This window comes from Bacteroides sp. 3_2_5 (genome assembly GCF_000159855.2).
Taxonomy (GTDB): domain Bacteria; phylum Bacteroidota; class Bacteroidia; order Bacteroidales; family Bacteroidaceae; genus Bacteroides; species Bacteroides fragilis.
The window spans coordinates 824,259-841,851 of sequence record NZ_JH636044.1 but is presented as its reverse complement, the minus strand read 5'-3'; the positions used below and the strand labels follow the sequence as shown (position 1 = coordinate 841,851).

Below are 17,593 nucleotides of genomic sequence, written 5' to 3'. Positions count from 1 at the left end.
AACCAGAAATAAAAATCTATATATTAATCTATAAACACACACAACATGGAATGGCCCAAAAGTAAAAATAACAAAATGGAAGAGCTATTGGAAAGAATGAGCCAATTTGAAGCTAATCTTGCTCAATTAATCTCAACCGGAATACCCAATCACACTCCCTCTCCAGCTACCGATGAGGCGACATCCTCCCCCAATGAACAGGAACAACTTTCTCCCGAACAAGAAGAAGAAATGAAATTAAAAATCCAAGAGCTTCAACAAAAAGAAGAAGAGTTGAATCTACGTGCTGAAAAGTTGGATAAATTAGCAAAAGAACTTGAAGAACGGCAGCAGAACCTGGAGAATAGGAATCCAAACGATGAACGCTCCATAGAGCCTGCGACGCATCCCGATCACTCGTTCCCTTCTCAAATCGGAGATCAAATAAATGCATTAAAAAAACTATTGGAAGATTCTTCTTACAAAGATAAAATCATTAAGGATCTTCATGAAGAACTGCAAAGTCATAACCGGGATCTTCATGCGGAAATCGTAAAACCTCTTCTGAAAAACATGATAAAAATGCATGAGCGACTCACGAAAACTTATAAGTTTTATGAAAATACGGAAGCTAAAAGTTCCCCTGAAACTTATACGAGATTATTGAGAGAAGTGGAAAATTGTAAACTGCATATTCAAGATATTCTAGAAGACGAATACGACTTAGAGTATTTTGAACCGACAATAGGCAGCGCATATTCACCTAAAGAGCAAACAGCCATCCGAACAGTGATCACTGATACCCCGGAACAAGCCGGCACTATTAAAGAATTTCATTACGGAGGCTTCCGAAATACTACCACAAACAAAATATTTCAACCCTCAACAGTCACTGTATATAAAAAATCAGAATAATCAACTCATCTAAAAAAAATTCTAAAAAGATAAATAACTATGGACAATACCAGAAGTGTATATGGTATCGATTTGGGTACCACCTACAGTTGCATTGCACAAGTAGATAAATTCGACCAAGCCATTGTTCTCCGCAATTTCGAAGGAGATGCCACTACTCCATCCGCTGTATATTTTGAGGATATGGACCATGTTGTCGTGGGAAAAGAAGCCAAAGGTATGTTGGCCACTGAACCTACCAAAACGGCAGTATTCATAAAACGCCATATAGGTGTAGATGACAGTTTCGATAAAAATACAAACGAATTTCCCTATCATTACGACCCAACAGAAATTTCGGCTTTCATCTTAAAAAAGCTGGTTAAAGATGCCAACGATTTGGGAGATAATCCGGAACCGATCAAAGATGTCGTTATCACTTGTCCGGCCTATTTTGGAACCAAAGAGCGTATGCAAACCAAGCAGGCCGGAGAAATAGCCGGCTTAAATGTACTTTCTATCATCAATGAGCCTACGGCTGCCGCGATCTCTTACGGTGTAAAGACTGATCAGAAAAAAACGGTTTTAGTATACGACCTCGGAGGCGGAACATTTGACGTTACCTTGATTAACGTGAACGGTGGTGCCATTAAAGTAATAGCCACAGGTGGAGACCATCATTTAGGAGGAGTAGACTGGGATACCGCATTAGCTGAATATATGCTGGCAGCTTTTAACGAACAAAATAACACTTCTTATTCGTTCGAAGACCGATTAGACCTAAAATATGAGTTGTTATTACTTGCAGAAGACAAGAAAAAAGTATTGACAGCCAAGCAGACAGCGAAAGCAACTTACCAATATGAAGGCAATTCCGCACGTATAGAGATTAGCCGTGAGTTATTCAATTCACTGACAGAAAGGAAACTGGACGAAACGATTGATGCCACCAAGAAGGTTATTGCTATTGCCAAAGAAAAAGGTTACAATAATATTGATGAAATACTGTTGGTGGGAGGCAGTAGCCGCATGCCACAAATAAAGGAACGGGTAGATAAAGAATTCAATTGTGATGCCAAACTAACCGACCCGGATGAATGTGTAGCCAAAGGAGCGGCAATTTATGCTATGAATGCCGCCTATTCACAAGCAGTTCGCGACTATGAAGAAGGAGAAAGTGATGATAAACCGGCTCCTCTCCGTGGAGATCGCACCACAGTGGTCAATGTCACCAGTAAAACATATGGTACCGACGTAATCATTGAAGGACAAAGCATGGTGCAAAACCTCATTTTTGCAAATAGTTCGTTACCCACAAAACGAATTGAAACCTTTACTACTTCTATTCCTAACCAACGAGGTGTATCTGTGAAAGTATTTGAAAGTGATTTCACAAATATGGAAACAGAAAGTATCGTGGAAGAAAGATTCTGCACACTAATTGACGACCATACGCTTAAACTGAGCAAAGACTGGCCTCAAGGTACCCAGATTTCAGTTACATATCAGATTGACCAGGAAGGTATCTTGCACGGATTAGCTTATGTAGAAAATGATAAACTTGAATTCGATCTCAAAATCACCGGTGTAAAATGTGAAGAAGAACTCAGAAAATCAAAAGCAATCATCGACAAAGCATCAGTAGAGTAAAAAACAGAACAAAGCAGAACCCTATAAATGGATAAGACTTTATTAAAACTGGAAATCGGCAAGTGGAACGAAGCTTGTCGATTTCTTAAAAGCAAACAAACAGAACTCTCTACAGCAGAATGGACTGCTATAGAGACACTGGCCGACTATTGGCGAAAAAAATTTGATCCGGATGCTACCAGCGAATGCATGGACCTGATAAGCACTCTTGAACAATCGGATAAATTACACAGCAATAATAAAGAAATTATTGTATGGAGTAAAGAGTTTCGTACCATCGCCAGGAAGTATTACACTAAAGACGAAACTACATTTTTAGTATTCCAAAATGCATTAAAGGAATTATATCAGAGTTCTGCACCCCGCTCTTCGGCTCCTCTTCAGACACCTGTCAACAGTGAATCTCAAAATATCATATTAAAACAAAATGCAAAAAAATGGGTAAGCACTTATTCGCAGTTATACGAGAATCAGAATGAACTGGACCGAGATGAATGGAATGCTGTCCGTTTCTTAGCCAATTTCTGGAAAAACGGTACATTTAACGAAACGTCCCGAAAAGAATGTGAGCAGTATATCTCCATTCTAATCGCATCAGACAAATTGCATAGCAATAACAAAAACATCATTACCTGGAGCAAAGATTTTCGTGGAATAGCCAAAACATATTATACAAAAGATTCTAAAACTTTTGAGGACTTCAAAAAGTTCATGACGAAATATACCCGCGAAAACCCGATACAAGAAAGGGCCCCTCAGGAAAGAATACCACAAACTCCTCCCCGGCAAACATCCCCTTCCATTGAAATAACCGGATTGGTAATTGCCAATACTGACGAAAAAGGTGATCCCATTCCTTCGAATCAGGCCGAGCTCGATACTCGTAGCTGCTATTTACAGCCTCGAATTGATTATCGAGTATTAAGAGGAGGGAGCAGTGTAGATATATGGTACAAATTATACGCTCCCGACAGGACACTCATGACAGCCAGCAACAGCAAGTCCGGTTATACGTGGTATGGTAATGTCCCTCTCACAGGTTCCCGATCTGCATATCCCTTGAATGGCTTCGGAAGTATGTCTGGAAATGTATTCTCCGCTGGCCAATGGATTATTGAATTCTTTGAGAATGATCTGCAAATTGCAACGTACACATTCGCTATCAAACAACACCGGACCTCTACTCCCCCCCCACAATCACGGGTAACGCCGCCACCTCCTCCAAGAACTCCATCTAACCGACGAACATCTACAGTTTCGCCTAAAAAGGGGCACGGAGGTTTGTGGTCGTTCTTGATTATCGCCGCTATTATAGGCTTTTGCGGCTATCAATATTGGTATAAACCTATGACCATTGATCGGGATGCAGAGCGTACCTATGTATACGTATCCAGCTTGTTGCAACGTTCCGATAAAAATGCAAATGTAGAATATAATCGTATCCAATCTCTGCCCTATGGTTCGGAGCTCATCACTTACCAAAAAGAAGGAGATGGATGGTCATACATTAAAGCTAATCAGAAAAAGGGATATGTATCTACCAATTATACCCTAAGTAAAACTGATTTTGAATTGTTGGATAACTTATGGGGAAGCAAAGAAGCTATGGAAGGAGCACCGACAGCAAAATGTCGGCTGGCACTCGTAGACTTTATAAAGAAAAACAACTATAAAACAGGGACGGGGCAATGGCAGTTGTTTGCACAACCTATAGAAGTCAAACCTAATGCAGTACTTTACCCTCGACTGGCTAACGGATATACGAAGTTTACAGAATTTGCATTTGTCTTATCCAACAGCTCCACACATGAAGGTGTATTGGCTATTTATTCGTTTGCAGATGACGAAACTCCCGTTTTTATATATCAAGAGCAAACAACAGAAAATGCCAAAATAAAAGATGTTAGATATTATCCATGGAAAACAGATAAATATAAAGTTATCTATGCTACCCCAAATGCTATGGTTAGCCGCTCGCCTCAACTCCCAACCAACCAGCAACCGTCAAAAGCAAAGAGTGAGAACGGACTAAAAATAACGAAGGCACTTTTTGGAAATACTGATAAAAGTTACAATATTCTTACTCAATTTGGGACACAGCTCCCCACCACCACTCAGTACTTGTCTCCACGTATTTTCTATGAAAATCCTGCGGGGAAGAGTTCAGTGGTCATCAAATATAAAATTATCACTCCACAGGGGAACTTAATGACTGGAACAGGATCACCCTCCGGATATACTAATGAACAAAAAGTAACTCTAAACAGATCCGGATATATTAATTTAGCCGGTTGGGGAAATACAACCGGAGATGCGTACACTTCTGGAACTTACCGAATAGAATTCTGGTCCGAAGGACAATTATTGTATTCAACCGGAGTGCAAATTCAGGGCAATTCAGAAAAGGCTGTAACTGTTTCTTCAAAACCAGTTGAGTGTCCCATCAAAATCCGAACAATGTTATTTGCCAACTCAAACGATAAAGGGACTATTTTAGAAGATTATGGGAAGCCGCTTTACGGAAATAAATTACAATACCTGAAACCAAAGATTATTTATTCAAGTCTAAACGGGGCCAGAAATATTACATTGTATGCCAAAATCTATCGTCCCAATGGTGTACTCATTGCCAACAAGAACTCGCCGAACGGATACACTTACAAACATGGTATGTATACACCTGCTGTCGGAGCTGATAACAATGTTTCTTATTTAACAAGCTGGGGAAGTCCAGAGTGTGACGTGTATTCTCCAGGTACTTATCAGTACGAGATATGGTACGAGGGAAGTAAAATCTTCTCCTGCCAAGTAATTGTACACTAAGCATAATACAATGAAAAAGAAAATTATACGGTATCTAATTATATCGCATCTAACATTTATCCTTTCTATAGGTGGTATGGCAGTAGCTTTCTACTACTACCATACTGCCCAAATGGCACAAATTAAGAATGCGAACATTCTTCTCATCTCAAAAGATGAAATGAAATTACGCTTAATAGACTATAAGGGTCAAGAATTATTCACTGCCGACATAGCTTGTGGGAAGAATTATGGCAATAAGGAAAAACAAGGAGATTTAAAAACTCCTGAAGGAACTTTTAAAATAATCGATATCCAAGATGCTTCTAAATGGAAACACGATTTTGGAGATGGGAAAGGTGAAATAGAGGGTGCATACGGTAATCATTTCATCCGGTTAGAAACACCCGGACATAAAGGAATTGGGATTCATGGCACCCACGACCCATTATCTATTGGGACCCGAGCGACCGAAGGATGCATTCGAATCAAAAATTCAGAATTAGAGCAATTAGTATCTTTAATCCGAGTGCCAACAACTGTTATCATCACGCCCTCTGTAAAAGACATAAAAACCCAGTAAATAACAAACCGATGAAAACATTCAAACGATTCCTGTTCATTTGTATCGGACTATTCATTATAGTCCTCTCTACCCAAGCTTTGGAAAAGTATGAAGTGACCGCCAATACTTTTCTAAACATACGTAGTCATGGAAGCACAAATGCTCCTATCATCGGAACAATAAATCATGGAGGAATCGTAAATGTAGAATCAATAGATGGAGAATGGGCAAAGGTATCCTTCAATGGCGGATATGGATACGTAAGTACGACCTACATACGACCTGTTACTCCAACACCTCCCGCAAAAGCTCCAACAAATACACTCAGCGACTGGTTTCGACAAACAAATTATGATTGCCGCCCTTTAGTTTATATCATATTAGGACTTTCTATTGTGCTATTCATCCTTAGAATGCGTCGTGGAGAAAGTACTCCGCTAGAAGACAGCGAACATACGATAAACCTCAGTTTATTCATTACCGTCTGTTTGTTAGAACTATTTTATGTGTTTTCAATGGGCGCAAATAGTATTTGGTTTTGCACTCCCGATAAAATAGGATGGCTATGGACCATCATTAATTTCTTTATATTCGGTGCAGTTGTATTTAATCAATGGATGTGTTTTTTCAATACCTTGAATGATGTGCAATACAATTCCTACGCAACTTTCAATTGGACATGGGGAATATATACTTGGGGCATCTGTATCATAGGCGCTATCATTTGTGGCTTTTTCTTTGTAGGCTTTTTGCCTGTGGTAGGAATTGGATTTCTTGTCGGACAATCTGTGCAAACAGGTATTATTTTCAATAAAGTACTTCCCAAAGGTGGATGGAAACATGCGTGTATCTGTACATTAACTTATTTAATTGGTTCAACAGCCACTGTCTTAATTGTAGCTCATTTCCTCATCCTTTTACTAATTGTACTAATCGCTCTCTTTCTGCTTTCACTTTTAGGAAAATCATCTTCTTCATCCGGCGGTAAAAGATGCTCCAATTGTAGTCACCTCAGTGGTTCCAGTTGTAACTTAAGCGGACGTTATATCAGCAGCCCGTCTACCACCTATTGCGATAATTACCAATAATACTATTTAGAAAGAGAAACGTCAGGCAACGCATTTCTCTCTATAGATAGTTGCAGATAATCAAAAAATAATCTACTTTTGTTTTCAAAATGAATCAAAGTGCCAATTTTATAAATACTTAATAAGATGGTAGACGTAAAAACGATTATCGAAGAATCACAAGAGAAGATGGATATGGCAGTGATGTATCTGGAAGAAGCACTGGCACACATCCGCGCCGGAAAAGCAAGCACACGCTTGCTGGATGGTATCCGTGTAGACTCTTACGGAAGCATGGTACCCATCAGCAACGTAGCTGCCGTAACCACTCCCGATGCACGCAGCATCACGATTAAACCTTGGGATAAAAGCATGTTCCGGGTTATTGAAAAAGCCATTATCGACTCCGATCTCGGCATTATGCCGGAGAATAACGGTGAAATTATCCGCATCGGTATTCCACCTCTTACCGAGGAACGCCGTAAGCAACTCGCCAAACAATGTAAAGCTGAGGGTGAAACAGCCAAAGTCAGTATCCGTAACGCACGGCGTGACGGCATCGATGCACTGAAGAAAGCTGTAAAAGACGGTTTGGCTGAAGATGAACAAAAGAACGCAGAAGCTAAACTGCAGAAGGTTCATGACAAATACATTGCCAAAATTGAAGAAATGCTGGCTGAAAAGGACAAAGAAATTATGACCGTATAATTGAAATACAAGTTACGGGCTACCATACACATCTGTGTATAACGCCTCAAAGTTTTCTTAATAGCCCGTAACTTGTAACTAGCTGCTTATAAAACATGAAGGGATTAGTAATAAAGAATACAGGTAGCTGGTATCAGGTGAAAACTGATGACGGGCAGTTGGTTGAATGTAAGATCAAAGGTAATTTTCGGCTGAAAGGCATACGGAGTACAAATCCCGTTGCCGTAGGTGACCGTGTACAAATCATACTCAATCAGGAAGGAACAGCCTTTATCAGTGAGATAGAAGATCGGAAAAATTACATCATCCGCCGTTCATCGAACCTCTCCAAACAATCACATATTCTTGCAGCCAACCTCGACCAATGTATGCTGGTGGTGACTGTTAACTATCCCGAAACTTCAACCACTTTTATCGACCGCTTTTTAGCATCGGCAGAAGCCTATCGGGTACCGGTGAAGATTCTTTTCAACAAAGTGGATGCTTATGATGAAGACGAATTGCATTATCTGGACAGCCTCATCACGCTCTATACCCAAATAGGTTACCCTTGTTTTAAAATATCCGCACTGACCGGTGAAGGAGTCGATGCCATACGCGAGGAACTGAAAGGCCGGGTAACCCTCTTCTCCGGACATTCGGGAGTGGGTAAATCAACCCTCATCAATGCCCTTGTTCCGGGGCTGGAAGTCAAGACTGCGGAAATATCAGCTTATCACAACAAGGGAATGCACACCACCACTTTCTCCGAAATGTTCCCTGTACCGGGAGACGGATACATTATCGATACTCCGGGAATCAAAGGTTTTGGTACTTTCGATATGGAAGAGGAAGAGATAGGTCACTACTTCCCCGAAATATTCAAAACTTCGGCAAACTGTAAATATGGAAACTGCACACACCGCCAAGAACCCGGTTGTGCTGTTCGGAAAGCAGTAGAAGAGCACTACATCAGCGAATCACGCTACACTTCCTATCTGAGTATGCTTGAGGATAAGGAGGAAGGAAAATACCGTGCGGCATACTGAATCTCTGCTATTTTTCAGAGAATATTCTTTATTCTATTTTAATGCTTCACTTGGCAGAGCAACTGCTTCTCCTACAAAAAATACGTTTCGATCTTCCGTCTTCCACCTTTTTCCACTTACTCCATTAATAATCAATGCAATGACGCGGTGGAAGATCGCATTTTCAGCCTGTTTATCTTCCACCCGCATCTTCCATCTTCCACCCGTTAACTTGAGCGCCATCCAATCGTTAAGACACTGATAGGCAACACTAAGGAACGTATTTATTAACTGAATACATTGTTTAAAGCATTGTGCTTTCCTTTACTGTTTAGTCGAAAATGATCCACTCTTCATCCCATCCCCGCTACCCGGGCCCATGAGCCCGTATACTCGGGCTTATAAGCCCGCATACCAAGGCCCATGAGCCCGCATACCAGGGGCGGAATAAACAAACGGAGATTCATTATAATAATTTTGTATACAATCGTTTAATATCAAAAACAAATACCGTTGGTTAGTTCGTAATCCGCGAAGAAGAAGAAGAAAAGAACCGTCGCACTTTATCAGGAGGATGATTCGATGGCTGTTACAATAAGTCCTGACCCTTTTACTAAAAAGATAATGAGGCTTTCATATGTATACAGATTACCCCGGATATGGTTCGCTCCATCGGAGAGAGTTTATCGTTTATCTCCGAAAGTATAACAGGCCCGTCAGTGACCGACACCTTCATCAAACGCGAAAATACAGCATTGATTTATAATAGAAGGGATACAGCAAGAGAAAGCGTAACTACTCAGGTATCAACAGAGTGCATACTATTCGTCTCACTATTCAATAACAGCAAGAATGGCATTGCATACCACCTTTTCTAATTAGTTAATTAAAAATAAAAAAAATCTTTTTGGAGGATGTTCATATAAAAAAAGTCATATATTAACAAAATAATAATTTTATTATTACTGAAAACCAAGAAACCTTACTAATTATGAAAATACTTTTTTCCCTAGACGTCTCCAACCAGCGACAAGTTGATTTTTGTAATAGAATACTAAAGATTCTGGATAATAAAGACTATAACAATGATATTACCCTTATATGTAAATCTCAAAATCATCTCAATGATTATCTGTATATTCCCCCCATCAAGTCATATAAAACAGAAGAAGCAGAGATCATTCTTACTTATGGCAAAACAGGTTTGAGCCACATTAGTCAATTTGCAAGAAAATCAAATATCCCAATCATACACTTCATAAATACAGAGTATTTAAAAGACGAATATTTAAGTGAAGACCAACAAGTAGAAAAAATAATACTTTGTGATTGCTTCAATCAGCTCTTGGAGAGTTTCTTTCAAAAAGACAAAATGTTTGTCTTACCATATTTTTCTAAACCAGTCGTTACTAAAAATGTAGAAATAAGAAATAAAAATAGCCCCAAACTATTAATAGCTATCGCACACCCTAACCTTAAAAATTCACCGGTCTATTATATCAGTAACTTATTAAATATTTTATCAGACTATAGAATCACAATACTTTATAATGGAGATCCTCTTATCCCTATATTCAATTCTAATATTACACTTATCAATGTAAAAGAATCGAATATCGAAAAAGTGATTCTATCAAATGATATAATCATCGGGGATGGTATTTCTATTTACACAGGAATAATGTTAGGTAAACCATGTATCGTGATTGGAGAGCAAGGATATGGAGGACTTATCACACCCCAAAACCTCAGCCAACAATTCGCTAATAAGTTTCAGGGACGGATAGGGGGAAGCTTAAACGAATACATCCCTTTGAATTTGATCATGAACGATATTCAATATGTACAAAATACAGAAAAGAGCAAAAACATAGACTGCATTATTATTAAAAACAAAGAATTGTTGGACAATGAGTATCGCCAAACCCAGCAATTGCTTAACGACTTAATTTTAGAAGTAGCAGCTAACCACAAACAATTATATACGTTCCCTATGGAAATTCACCTTAGGTTATCGGATGCTTTTCACCTTATTAAATTTTCTGATACCAAATTTGTATTAGCTTATACAGCCAACAACAAAGTCCATTCAAGTTTTGGTAAAGAAGAAGCTGAAATTATAGCCCTTTTTAAAAGAAGTTGCTTAATAAAAGATGCTATAAATATGAGTCCATATAAAAAGGAACCTAAAATATTTGTGGAGTTTATCCAAATGCTGTTTAATGAAAAAATACTGATAGCATGAACGTAAATAAACCCACAACAGAAAAGAAACTCATCGATTTAAATAATGATATTATTCATAACTTCGATGTAAGTATCGTTATGTCTTTCTATAAAAGATATACAGAGTTCAAAAAAGTATTACCACATAATGCACCCTATTTACAACGAAACGGTATTGAGGTAATCATTGTCCTAGATGACCCCGATGAAAAGTCAGAACTTCTAATGCTGCTTCAAAATTATCCATTCATAAATTGGAAGCTAATTATTAATGAACGAAAACATGCTCCTCGCAACCATGCTTCCGTACTAAATGTAGGACTCAAGCATGCTACCAAAAAGTATATCCTACAAATAGATCCTGAAGTAGAATTCCTCACTGATATTATATGGCAAATGAGAGATGCCATAGAGAAATATCCCATGCACTATATCCTCGCAATGATGGCATATGTACCCTATGAGCAGGAACTTACAGAAAATAATATAAAAGAGTTGGATTTTATCCCGTGGGGCAATTTGATGGTAGAACGTAACCATCTATACAAATTACATGGTTATGATGAAACATTCATCACATGGGGTGGAGAAGATAATAATATGCGTGCACGGTTGGATATGTCTGGTATCAAAAAATTCATCCTCCCAGAGGCAAAGACTATTCATCGGGAAAAAAATTATGATCCCAACGAACGCTCTAAACGTATCAATAAACATAGCATCTCGGATTGGAGAAAAATGAATTATCCTTCGGAAGCAATTGCTAACAAAGATATTTGGGGAAGTGAATTTAACAAAGTCATTTACGACTGGCAAGACAATCAATATGCAAAAGACTTGTGCTATACATATCTACAGCAATTTATCGGTTTCGAAATCAGACACCCCGCCGCATTTCGGAAAAGGCATAAAAAGATAGTCCTCTGCCAAGCGTACAACGAAGAAAAACTGATAGAAGGTTTTCTAACAAATATGGCAAACTATTTTGACGGTATCATTTTGCTGGATGATGAAAGTACGGATCGAACTTGGGATCTAGCAATCCATGACAAAATTATATTAAAAGTGAAAAAGAAAAGAAGTGGGTTCAACGATTTAGAGAATAGAAATATATTACTCGATTTAAGTGCCTTCTTCCAATCCGAATGGTTTTGTTTTATGGATATTGACGAAAGATTTGATGAGAGATTTACCAATTTTTCAGAATTTGAGAATAATAAAGAGATACATGTGGTAAGTTTTAGGGGTGTGTATTTATGGAACGATGAACAAAGTTATAAAGGTGATATTCCGAATTCTAACAAAGGTATCCTCACAGTTTACCGAATGTTCAGACCTATAGGGCATACTCACATAAACACCCATAAGAAATTACACTTCATAGCGACTCCGTATTTCACGAACACATGGCAAAGCAATATATTATTTAAAGACTATGGATCCATGAAAGAAAATGATCGAATTAGAAAATATGAAAGGTATATACAAGAAGACCAACAAAAGGACATGTCGTCAGGGTATGATTACTTATTGAATAGCGAAAATCTATATCAACTGGATAAAATTGAAGAATATTAAAAATACGGTTTCCCGTCATAAGGAAATAAATAATAAAATAAGAATAACTAAACATGTAAATACTGCTAATAAAAACAGAACATTGCAATGCAGATTAAGACAAAAATTATGTTTATATCTGCCATGGTTTCCCTGACATACCATGCCGCCCAACAGGTCGAAAAGCAAAAAATACTGCTTCACGAAAAAGTCAAGAAACAATTAACGTCTTACTAATATTTTAACAATATGAAAAAACTGAATATAAATAAATTGAGTGAATATCCTGTAGTGAATATAGAAGAGCAGACTTCTCTTAAAGGAGGAGTTAGCCAAGATGAGTTTTTTAGAATGTTAGAGAATAACACTTGGCAAGGCGGTTATGTTGATGGTTATGGTTATGCAGCCCCGGCTGTAACAATCTATGGAACTTCTTGGAACGAAACCGGGAGATGGGATATAGACGGATGCCCGGCCTGCGGTAACGGATCAAGACAAGGATGGAACACAAATCAAACTGCCGCTGAGGACAATCTAGTAACAAGATTAACTCACTTCTTTTTCCATAAGCACGCTTATTACGGAGACAAGTAATCATTAATATAGCAACAGCTTGCAGTTATTCTATGACCTTAAAGTTAAGATTATCTGCAAGCAAAATTTTTAAATCCCATGAAAAAAGTACATCTCTTTTTATCTTTGATGGTTGTTATTCTTACGTATCCCTTAATTAGTCTTTTAATAGTATTAATTATTGGAAACTTAGTGCAGAATCCAACCCTTTGGTCACATCCCATCACTCTATTATCCCTCGTTATATTTATTTTATTATTCAGAAAGAGCATTCAGTTTCGCCAATCTTTTAACATCAAAATTTCCATAAAAACAATTATTTCAATTTTTATCTTAAGTATATCCATGTATATAGTTATAGGATTTATAGATTTCATTTCCAAAGATATATCATTAATAAAAAAAGAATTTTTCACGTTTCCAAGATTGATATACGGTTTAGTTTTAATTCCTGTTTTGGAGGAGATAAGTTGCAGAATTATTATTATCAATAAATTCAAAGATAAATTAAATCAATGGATTATAATTATAATGACCGCATTGTATTTTGGTATGCTACATGCAGGCAGTATATATACGGTTATTGGTTTATCATGCTTTGGATTTGTATTAGCATATTTATATATCAAATCAGGAAATGGGCTTCTTCTTATACTATGTCATTTCTTTTACAATACTATTAATTTCTGTTCATATAGTATTTTTTGGTCTGTTACATCAAAAGCCTCAAATTATATATACAATCCTATACATTACATTATAGTTGCTATTTCAATCATGTATATTATTTATTTTTTTCTTAAAAAGAAATACGTTTAAAGAAAGAACAAATACACATAAGCCAAGAACAAATTTAACTGTATATTAACTACTTTCTATTTAATAGGAGACAATATAAATTACAAAGATCATTATATAAATTATTATATCCATACTTATATTTAGGTATAAGAAAATTATATAACCCAGTTCCAAACTTTACCGAGAAAATAATCAGAAGGAATATTTATAAAAAAGGAAAAACCATCTGCAAATCTCGAAAAAGAAAATCCAAAGAACAACTATGAGAATAAACTTTCCATCTTACATTCAACATGACCAAATGGATTGTGGACCAGCCTGTCTGAAGATTATAGCCCAAAATTATGGCAAGAGATTTTCATTGAAATATTTGAGGGATCGCTGTTATGCAACTCGCGAAGGCGTATCATTGTTCGACATTGGCCGGGCAGCAGAAGAGATTGGTTTCCGAACACTGGCTATCAAAGTTACATTCGAAGATTTAATAGAGAAGATGCCATTGCCATTAATTGTACACTGGAAACAAAGTCATTTCGTAGTAGTCCATAAAATCACGAATAGAAAAGTTTATATATCAGATCCTGCACAAGGACTTACCCATTACAACCATAAAGAATTTAGGGAAGCGTGGGAGATGTGCAACGGACTTGGAACCATCATGATATTAGAAACGACTCCCGAATTTCACAACATGAACGAAATGGAAACCCGAGCCTCTTTCAGCCATTTTATGAAATATCTGAAACCTCATCACCGATATTTAGGACAAGTTATAGTAGGTATGGTTGCAGGGATATTGATCGGGCTACTTTCCCCTTTCATATCCCAATCCATTGTAGATTTCGGCATTGGGTCCGGTAATATCCAATTTGTGAACACCATGCTGATAGCAGGTATGATTTTGGCATTTAGTTCAATGGCATCTGACTTTATCCAAAGCCGCCTTATGCTGTATGTGTCAGAGCGGATTAACATGGGAATGGTCAGTGATTTCCTCCGCAAAACCATGAGTTTACCCATTACTTTTTTTGAGCGTAAAATGGTTAGCGACTTACTAACCCGAATAGATGACCACGGACGTATACAGTCATTTATCATGTCCACTTTTCTGGGAATCTTCATCAATATCCTACTCTTTGTCATCTACAGCCTGCTTATGCTCTATTACGAAAGTAATATGTTTCTTGTATTTATGATCGGTAACACAGTTTATACCGGATGGATATTTCTTTTTCTAAAGCAACGAAAGAAACTAGATAATCAACTATTCGGATGCAGGGCCACTAATCAGAACGATCTATTGGAATTATTAGAAAATGTGAACGAAATAAAGATAAATAATATCGCGAACAAACGAAGATGGAAATGGGAACTCAGCCGCTTTAAAATTTATGGTTTGCGGGTAAAAAACATGAATCTCGACCAGATAGAAGCGACCGGAGCCTCTTTTATCATCCATTTACAAGGGCTTTTTATTACTTATATTGCGGCTCTAAATGTAATAGAAGGAACAATGACGCTAGGTATGATGATGGCAGCTCAGTACATATTAGGGCAACTGAATGCCCCCATAAAAAGTATGATTGGTTATGTACATTCCCTACAATTTGCCCGCATCAGCCTTAAACGTGTAAACGAGGTCATTTGGGAAGAAGAACCAGAAATATCTGAATCAAAAGTTTCCATTCCTATAGAAAAAGGCATTAAGGTGAAAGATTTAGATTTTTACTACAACCCTAATTTAAACAAAGTATTAGACAATATAAATTTAGAGATACCGGAGGGAAAGATTACAGCTATCGTAGGGGAAAGCGGAAGCGGTAAAACCACTTTACTAAAATTGTTACTCAGGTTTTATAAACCAACAAATGGTGAAATTGAAGTCGGAGGAGTGCCATTAGATAATATCGATTTATATCGTTGGCGTAATAGTTGCGGTGCCGTATTACAAGATGGTAAACTTTTTAATGACACTATCTTATATAATATCACATTGGAAGATGAAGAAATGAACGTAAATCAAAAACAACTAGTGAAAGCGATTCAACTGGCAAACGCAGAAAATTTCATTAATGCTCGCCCTTTAAAGCTATACACTCCACTTGGAACTAATGGTTCAGGATTAAGTCAAGGGCAAAAGCAACGTATACTAATAGCTAGGGCGATATACAAAAACCCAGACTTCATATTCCTGGATGAAGCGACAAACTCTCTTGACACGAATAATGAAAAACAGATTTCCAAAAATTTGGAAACCATCTTAGAAGGAAAAACCGCCATTGTAATAGCGCACCGATTAAGTACTGTAAAAAACGCCCATAATATAGTGGTCATGGAAAAGGGAAAAATTGTGGAACAAGGGACTCATCAAGAACTTATAAATTTAAAAGGAATATATTACGACCTAATTTCTAGTCAATTAGAGATTGGATAAAATAATACATCATGTCAAAAATTCAGTTACGCCAAGTCTATAGAGACCAGTTGTACAACTATCGTCCTACGTGGATATTAAGATGGGGAATAACCATTTTCTTCGTTTTTCTTTTACTGGTTATTTCCGTTTCTGGATTTATAAGATATCCAGATATTGTACCTGCTACAGTTGAAATTACAACCATAAATCCGCCAGCAAATCTAATTTCCAAAGTAAATGGAAAAATAGAAATCATATTCACAGAAGAAGGAGAAAGTATAACAAAAGGACAAGTCCTTGCCATATTAGAGTCACCAGCACAATGGAAAGACATGAAAATTTTAGATCATTACATTACAGTCCTAGAAAACACAATTGGAAAAGATAGCCTTTCAGTAATTCCCGAACCCGATTTTTTGCGCAATGATCTTGAATTAGGAGAAGTACAGGGACGCTATGCTGATCTTAAGCTCAATTATACTGAGCTATACAATTTTCTACATTCCGGACTATTTGAAGAAGAAGTATTGTCATTACAAGAAAAAAAGCAGGCACAAAAGCAATTATTAGTACAAGAGAATAGAAAGAGAGAACTTTTAAAAACACAAATCAGACTTGCAGACAAAGAATATCAACGAGATTCCATTCTGTTTGTAAAGGAAGTCATTTCTGAAAGTGAAATAGAACAAAGACACCAAAACAGGCTTCAGTTCCAATCTTCACTTGTAGATATGGAAGTCAACATATTGAACATTAAATCCTCATTAAAACAACTACGCTCTGATCTAAAAAAAATAGAATTAAAGCATAACACCGACAGGCAGGAGCTAACAAATAAACTTCTACAAAGCACGCACTTATTAAAAGCGCAAACGGAAACTTGGAAACAAAATTATTTAATTACTACCCCTATAGATGGTAAAGTAAGTTTTACTACATATTGGAGTAAGAATCAAAACGTCAAATCAGGTGAGCTTATTTTTTCTGTTGTTCCCATTGATTCTATGACAACAAAAGCCAGACTACAATTTCCCATACAAAATTCGGGAAAGATAAAAGAAGGACAACAAGTCAACATCAAGTTACAAAATTATCCATATCAAGAGTTCGGAATGTTAGTGGGTCATCTATCCAAAATATCAGAAGTTCCTAATGAACTATTATATAGTGCAGACGTAGTTTTAGATAAAGGACTTATTACGTCTTACGGGAAAAGACTTCCTAAAGTGCAACAACTGAAAGGAGATGCTGAAATCCTAACAGACGATTTGAGTTTATTAATGCGTTTTTTCAATCCATTACGGGCCATTTTTGATCACAGATTAAGAAAACATAATCGATAAGATAC

At 37.2% G+C, this 17,593-nt stretch carries 14 protein-coding genes; 13 read left to right on the top strand and 1 reads right to left on the bottom strand.

The window, feature by feature from the left end:
• Positions 1–45 precede the first annotated feature (45 nt).
• The 7 genes from grpE to rsgA all read left to right on the top strand — a co-directional run bounded on the left by grpE (position 46) and on the right by rsgA (position 8,693).
• Positions 46–894 carry a nucleotide exchange factor GrpE gene (gene grpE, locus BSHG_RS14345; RefSeq protein ID WP_008658465.1) on the top strand — a complete coding sequence of 283 codons (849 nt, stop codon included), beginning with the start codon at positions 46–48 and terminating at the stop codon, positions 892–894.
• 39 nt (positions 895–933) lie between these two features.
• A complete protein-coding gene (locus BSHG_RS14350; protein ID WP_005775379.1) occupies positions 934–2,523 on the top strand; it encodes an Hsp70 family protein in 1,590 nt (529 codons plus the stop codon).
• Positions 2,524–2,550: 27 nt separating this feature from the next.
• Complete coding sequence (locus BSHG_RS14355; protein ID WP_008658462.1) at positions 2,551–5,346, top strand: SH3 domain-containing protein; 2,796 nt, start codon at positions 2,551–2,553, stop codon at positions 5,344–5,346.
• Between the two features lie 10 nt (positions 5,347–5,356).
• Entirely contained in the window at positions 5,357–5,908 is a 552-nt protein-coding gene (locus BSHG_RS0220185) for a L,D-transpeptidase (protein ID WP_005801468.1), read from the top strand.
• Between the two features lie 11 nt (positions 5,909–5,919).
• Complete coding sequence (locus BSHG_RS14360; RefSeq protein WP_014298229.1) at positions 5,920–6,978, top strand: SH3 domain-containing protein; 1,059 nt, start codon at positions 5,920–5,922, stop codon at positions 6,976–6,978.
• A 126-nt stretch (positions 6,979–7,104) separates the two neighbouring features.
• Positions 7,105–7,665, top strand: a complete 561-nt coding sequence (frr, locus tag BSHG_RS14365) for a ribosome recycling factor (RefSeq protein WP_005775374.1) — start codon at positions 7,105–7,107, stop codon at positions 7,663–7,665.
• Between the two features lie 95 nt (positions 7,666–7,760).
• Positions 7,761–8,693, top strand: a complete 933-nt coding sequence (gene rsgA, locus BSHG_RS14370) for a ribosome small subunit-dependent GTPase A (protein WP_005796320.1) — start codon at positions 7,761–7,763, stop codon at positions 8,691–8,693.
• A gap of 33 nt (positions 8,694–8,726) precedes the next feature.
• Here rsgA and BSHG_RS23230 read toward each other — a convergent pair whose 3' ends face one another.
• On the bottom strand, positions 8,727–8,915 hold the full coding sequence (locus BSHG_RS23230) for a hypothetical protein (RefSeq protein WP_008658459.1): 189 nt from the start codon (positions 8,913–8,915) through the stop codon (positions 8,727–8,729).
• A gap of 748 nt (positions 8,916–9,663) precedes the next feature.
• Between BSHG_RS23230 and BSHG_RS14380 the strand changes: the two genes are divergently transcribed.
• From BSHG_RS14380 to BSHG_RS14405, 6 genes are all read left to right on the top strand, one after another.
• Entirely contained in the window at positions 9,664–10,917 is a 1,254-nt protein-coding gene (locus tag BSHG_RS14380) for a hypothetical protein (protein ID WP_008658457.1), read from the top strand.
• Positions 10,914–12,476, top strand: coding sequence for a glycosyltransferase family 2 protein (locus BSHG_RS14385; protein ID WP_008658455.1), 1,563 nt, complete (start codon positions 10,914–10,916; stop codon positions 12,474–12,476). Before BSHG_RS14380 ends, BSHG_RS14385 begins: the two co-directional genes overlap by 4 nt.
• A gap of 228 nt (positions 12,477–12,704) precedes the next feature.
• Positions 12,705–13,049 (top strand): hypothetical protein, encoded by a 345-nt coding sequence (locus BSHG_RS14390; RefSeq protein ID WP_005810557.1) that lies wholly within the window; start codon positions 12,705–12,707, stop codon positions 13,047–13,049.
• 78 nt (positions 13,050–13,127) lie between these two features.
• Positions 13,128–13,847, top strand: coding sequence for a CPBP family intramembrane glutamic endopeptidase (locus BSHG_RS14395; protein WP_005810558.1), 720 nt, complete (start codon positions 13,128–13,130; stop codon positions 13,845–13,847).
• Positions 13,848–14,091: 244 nt separating this feature from the next.
• Positions 14,092–16,263, top strand: a complete 2,172-nt coding sequence (locus BSHG_RS14400) for a peptidase domain-containing ABC transporter (RefSeq protein ID WP_005810559.1) — start codon at positions 14,092–14,094, stop codon at positions 16,261–16,263.
• A gap of 11 nt (positions 16,264–16,274) precedes the next feature.
• On the top strand, positions 16,275–17,588 hold the full coding sequence (locus tag BSHG_RS14405; protein ID WP_008658452.1) for an HlyD family secretion protein: 1,314 nt from the start codon (positions 16,275–16,277) through the stop codon (positions 17,586–17,588).
• The last annotated feature ends 5 nt before the right edge of the window (positions 17,589–17,593 follow it).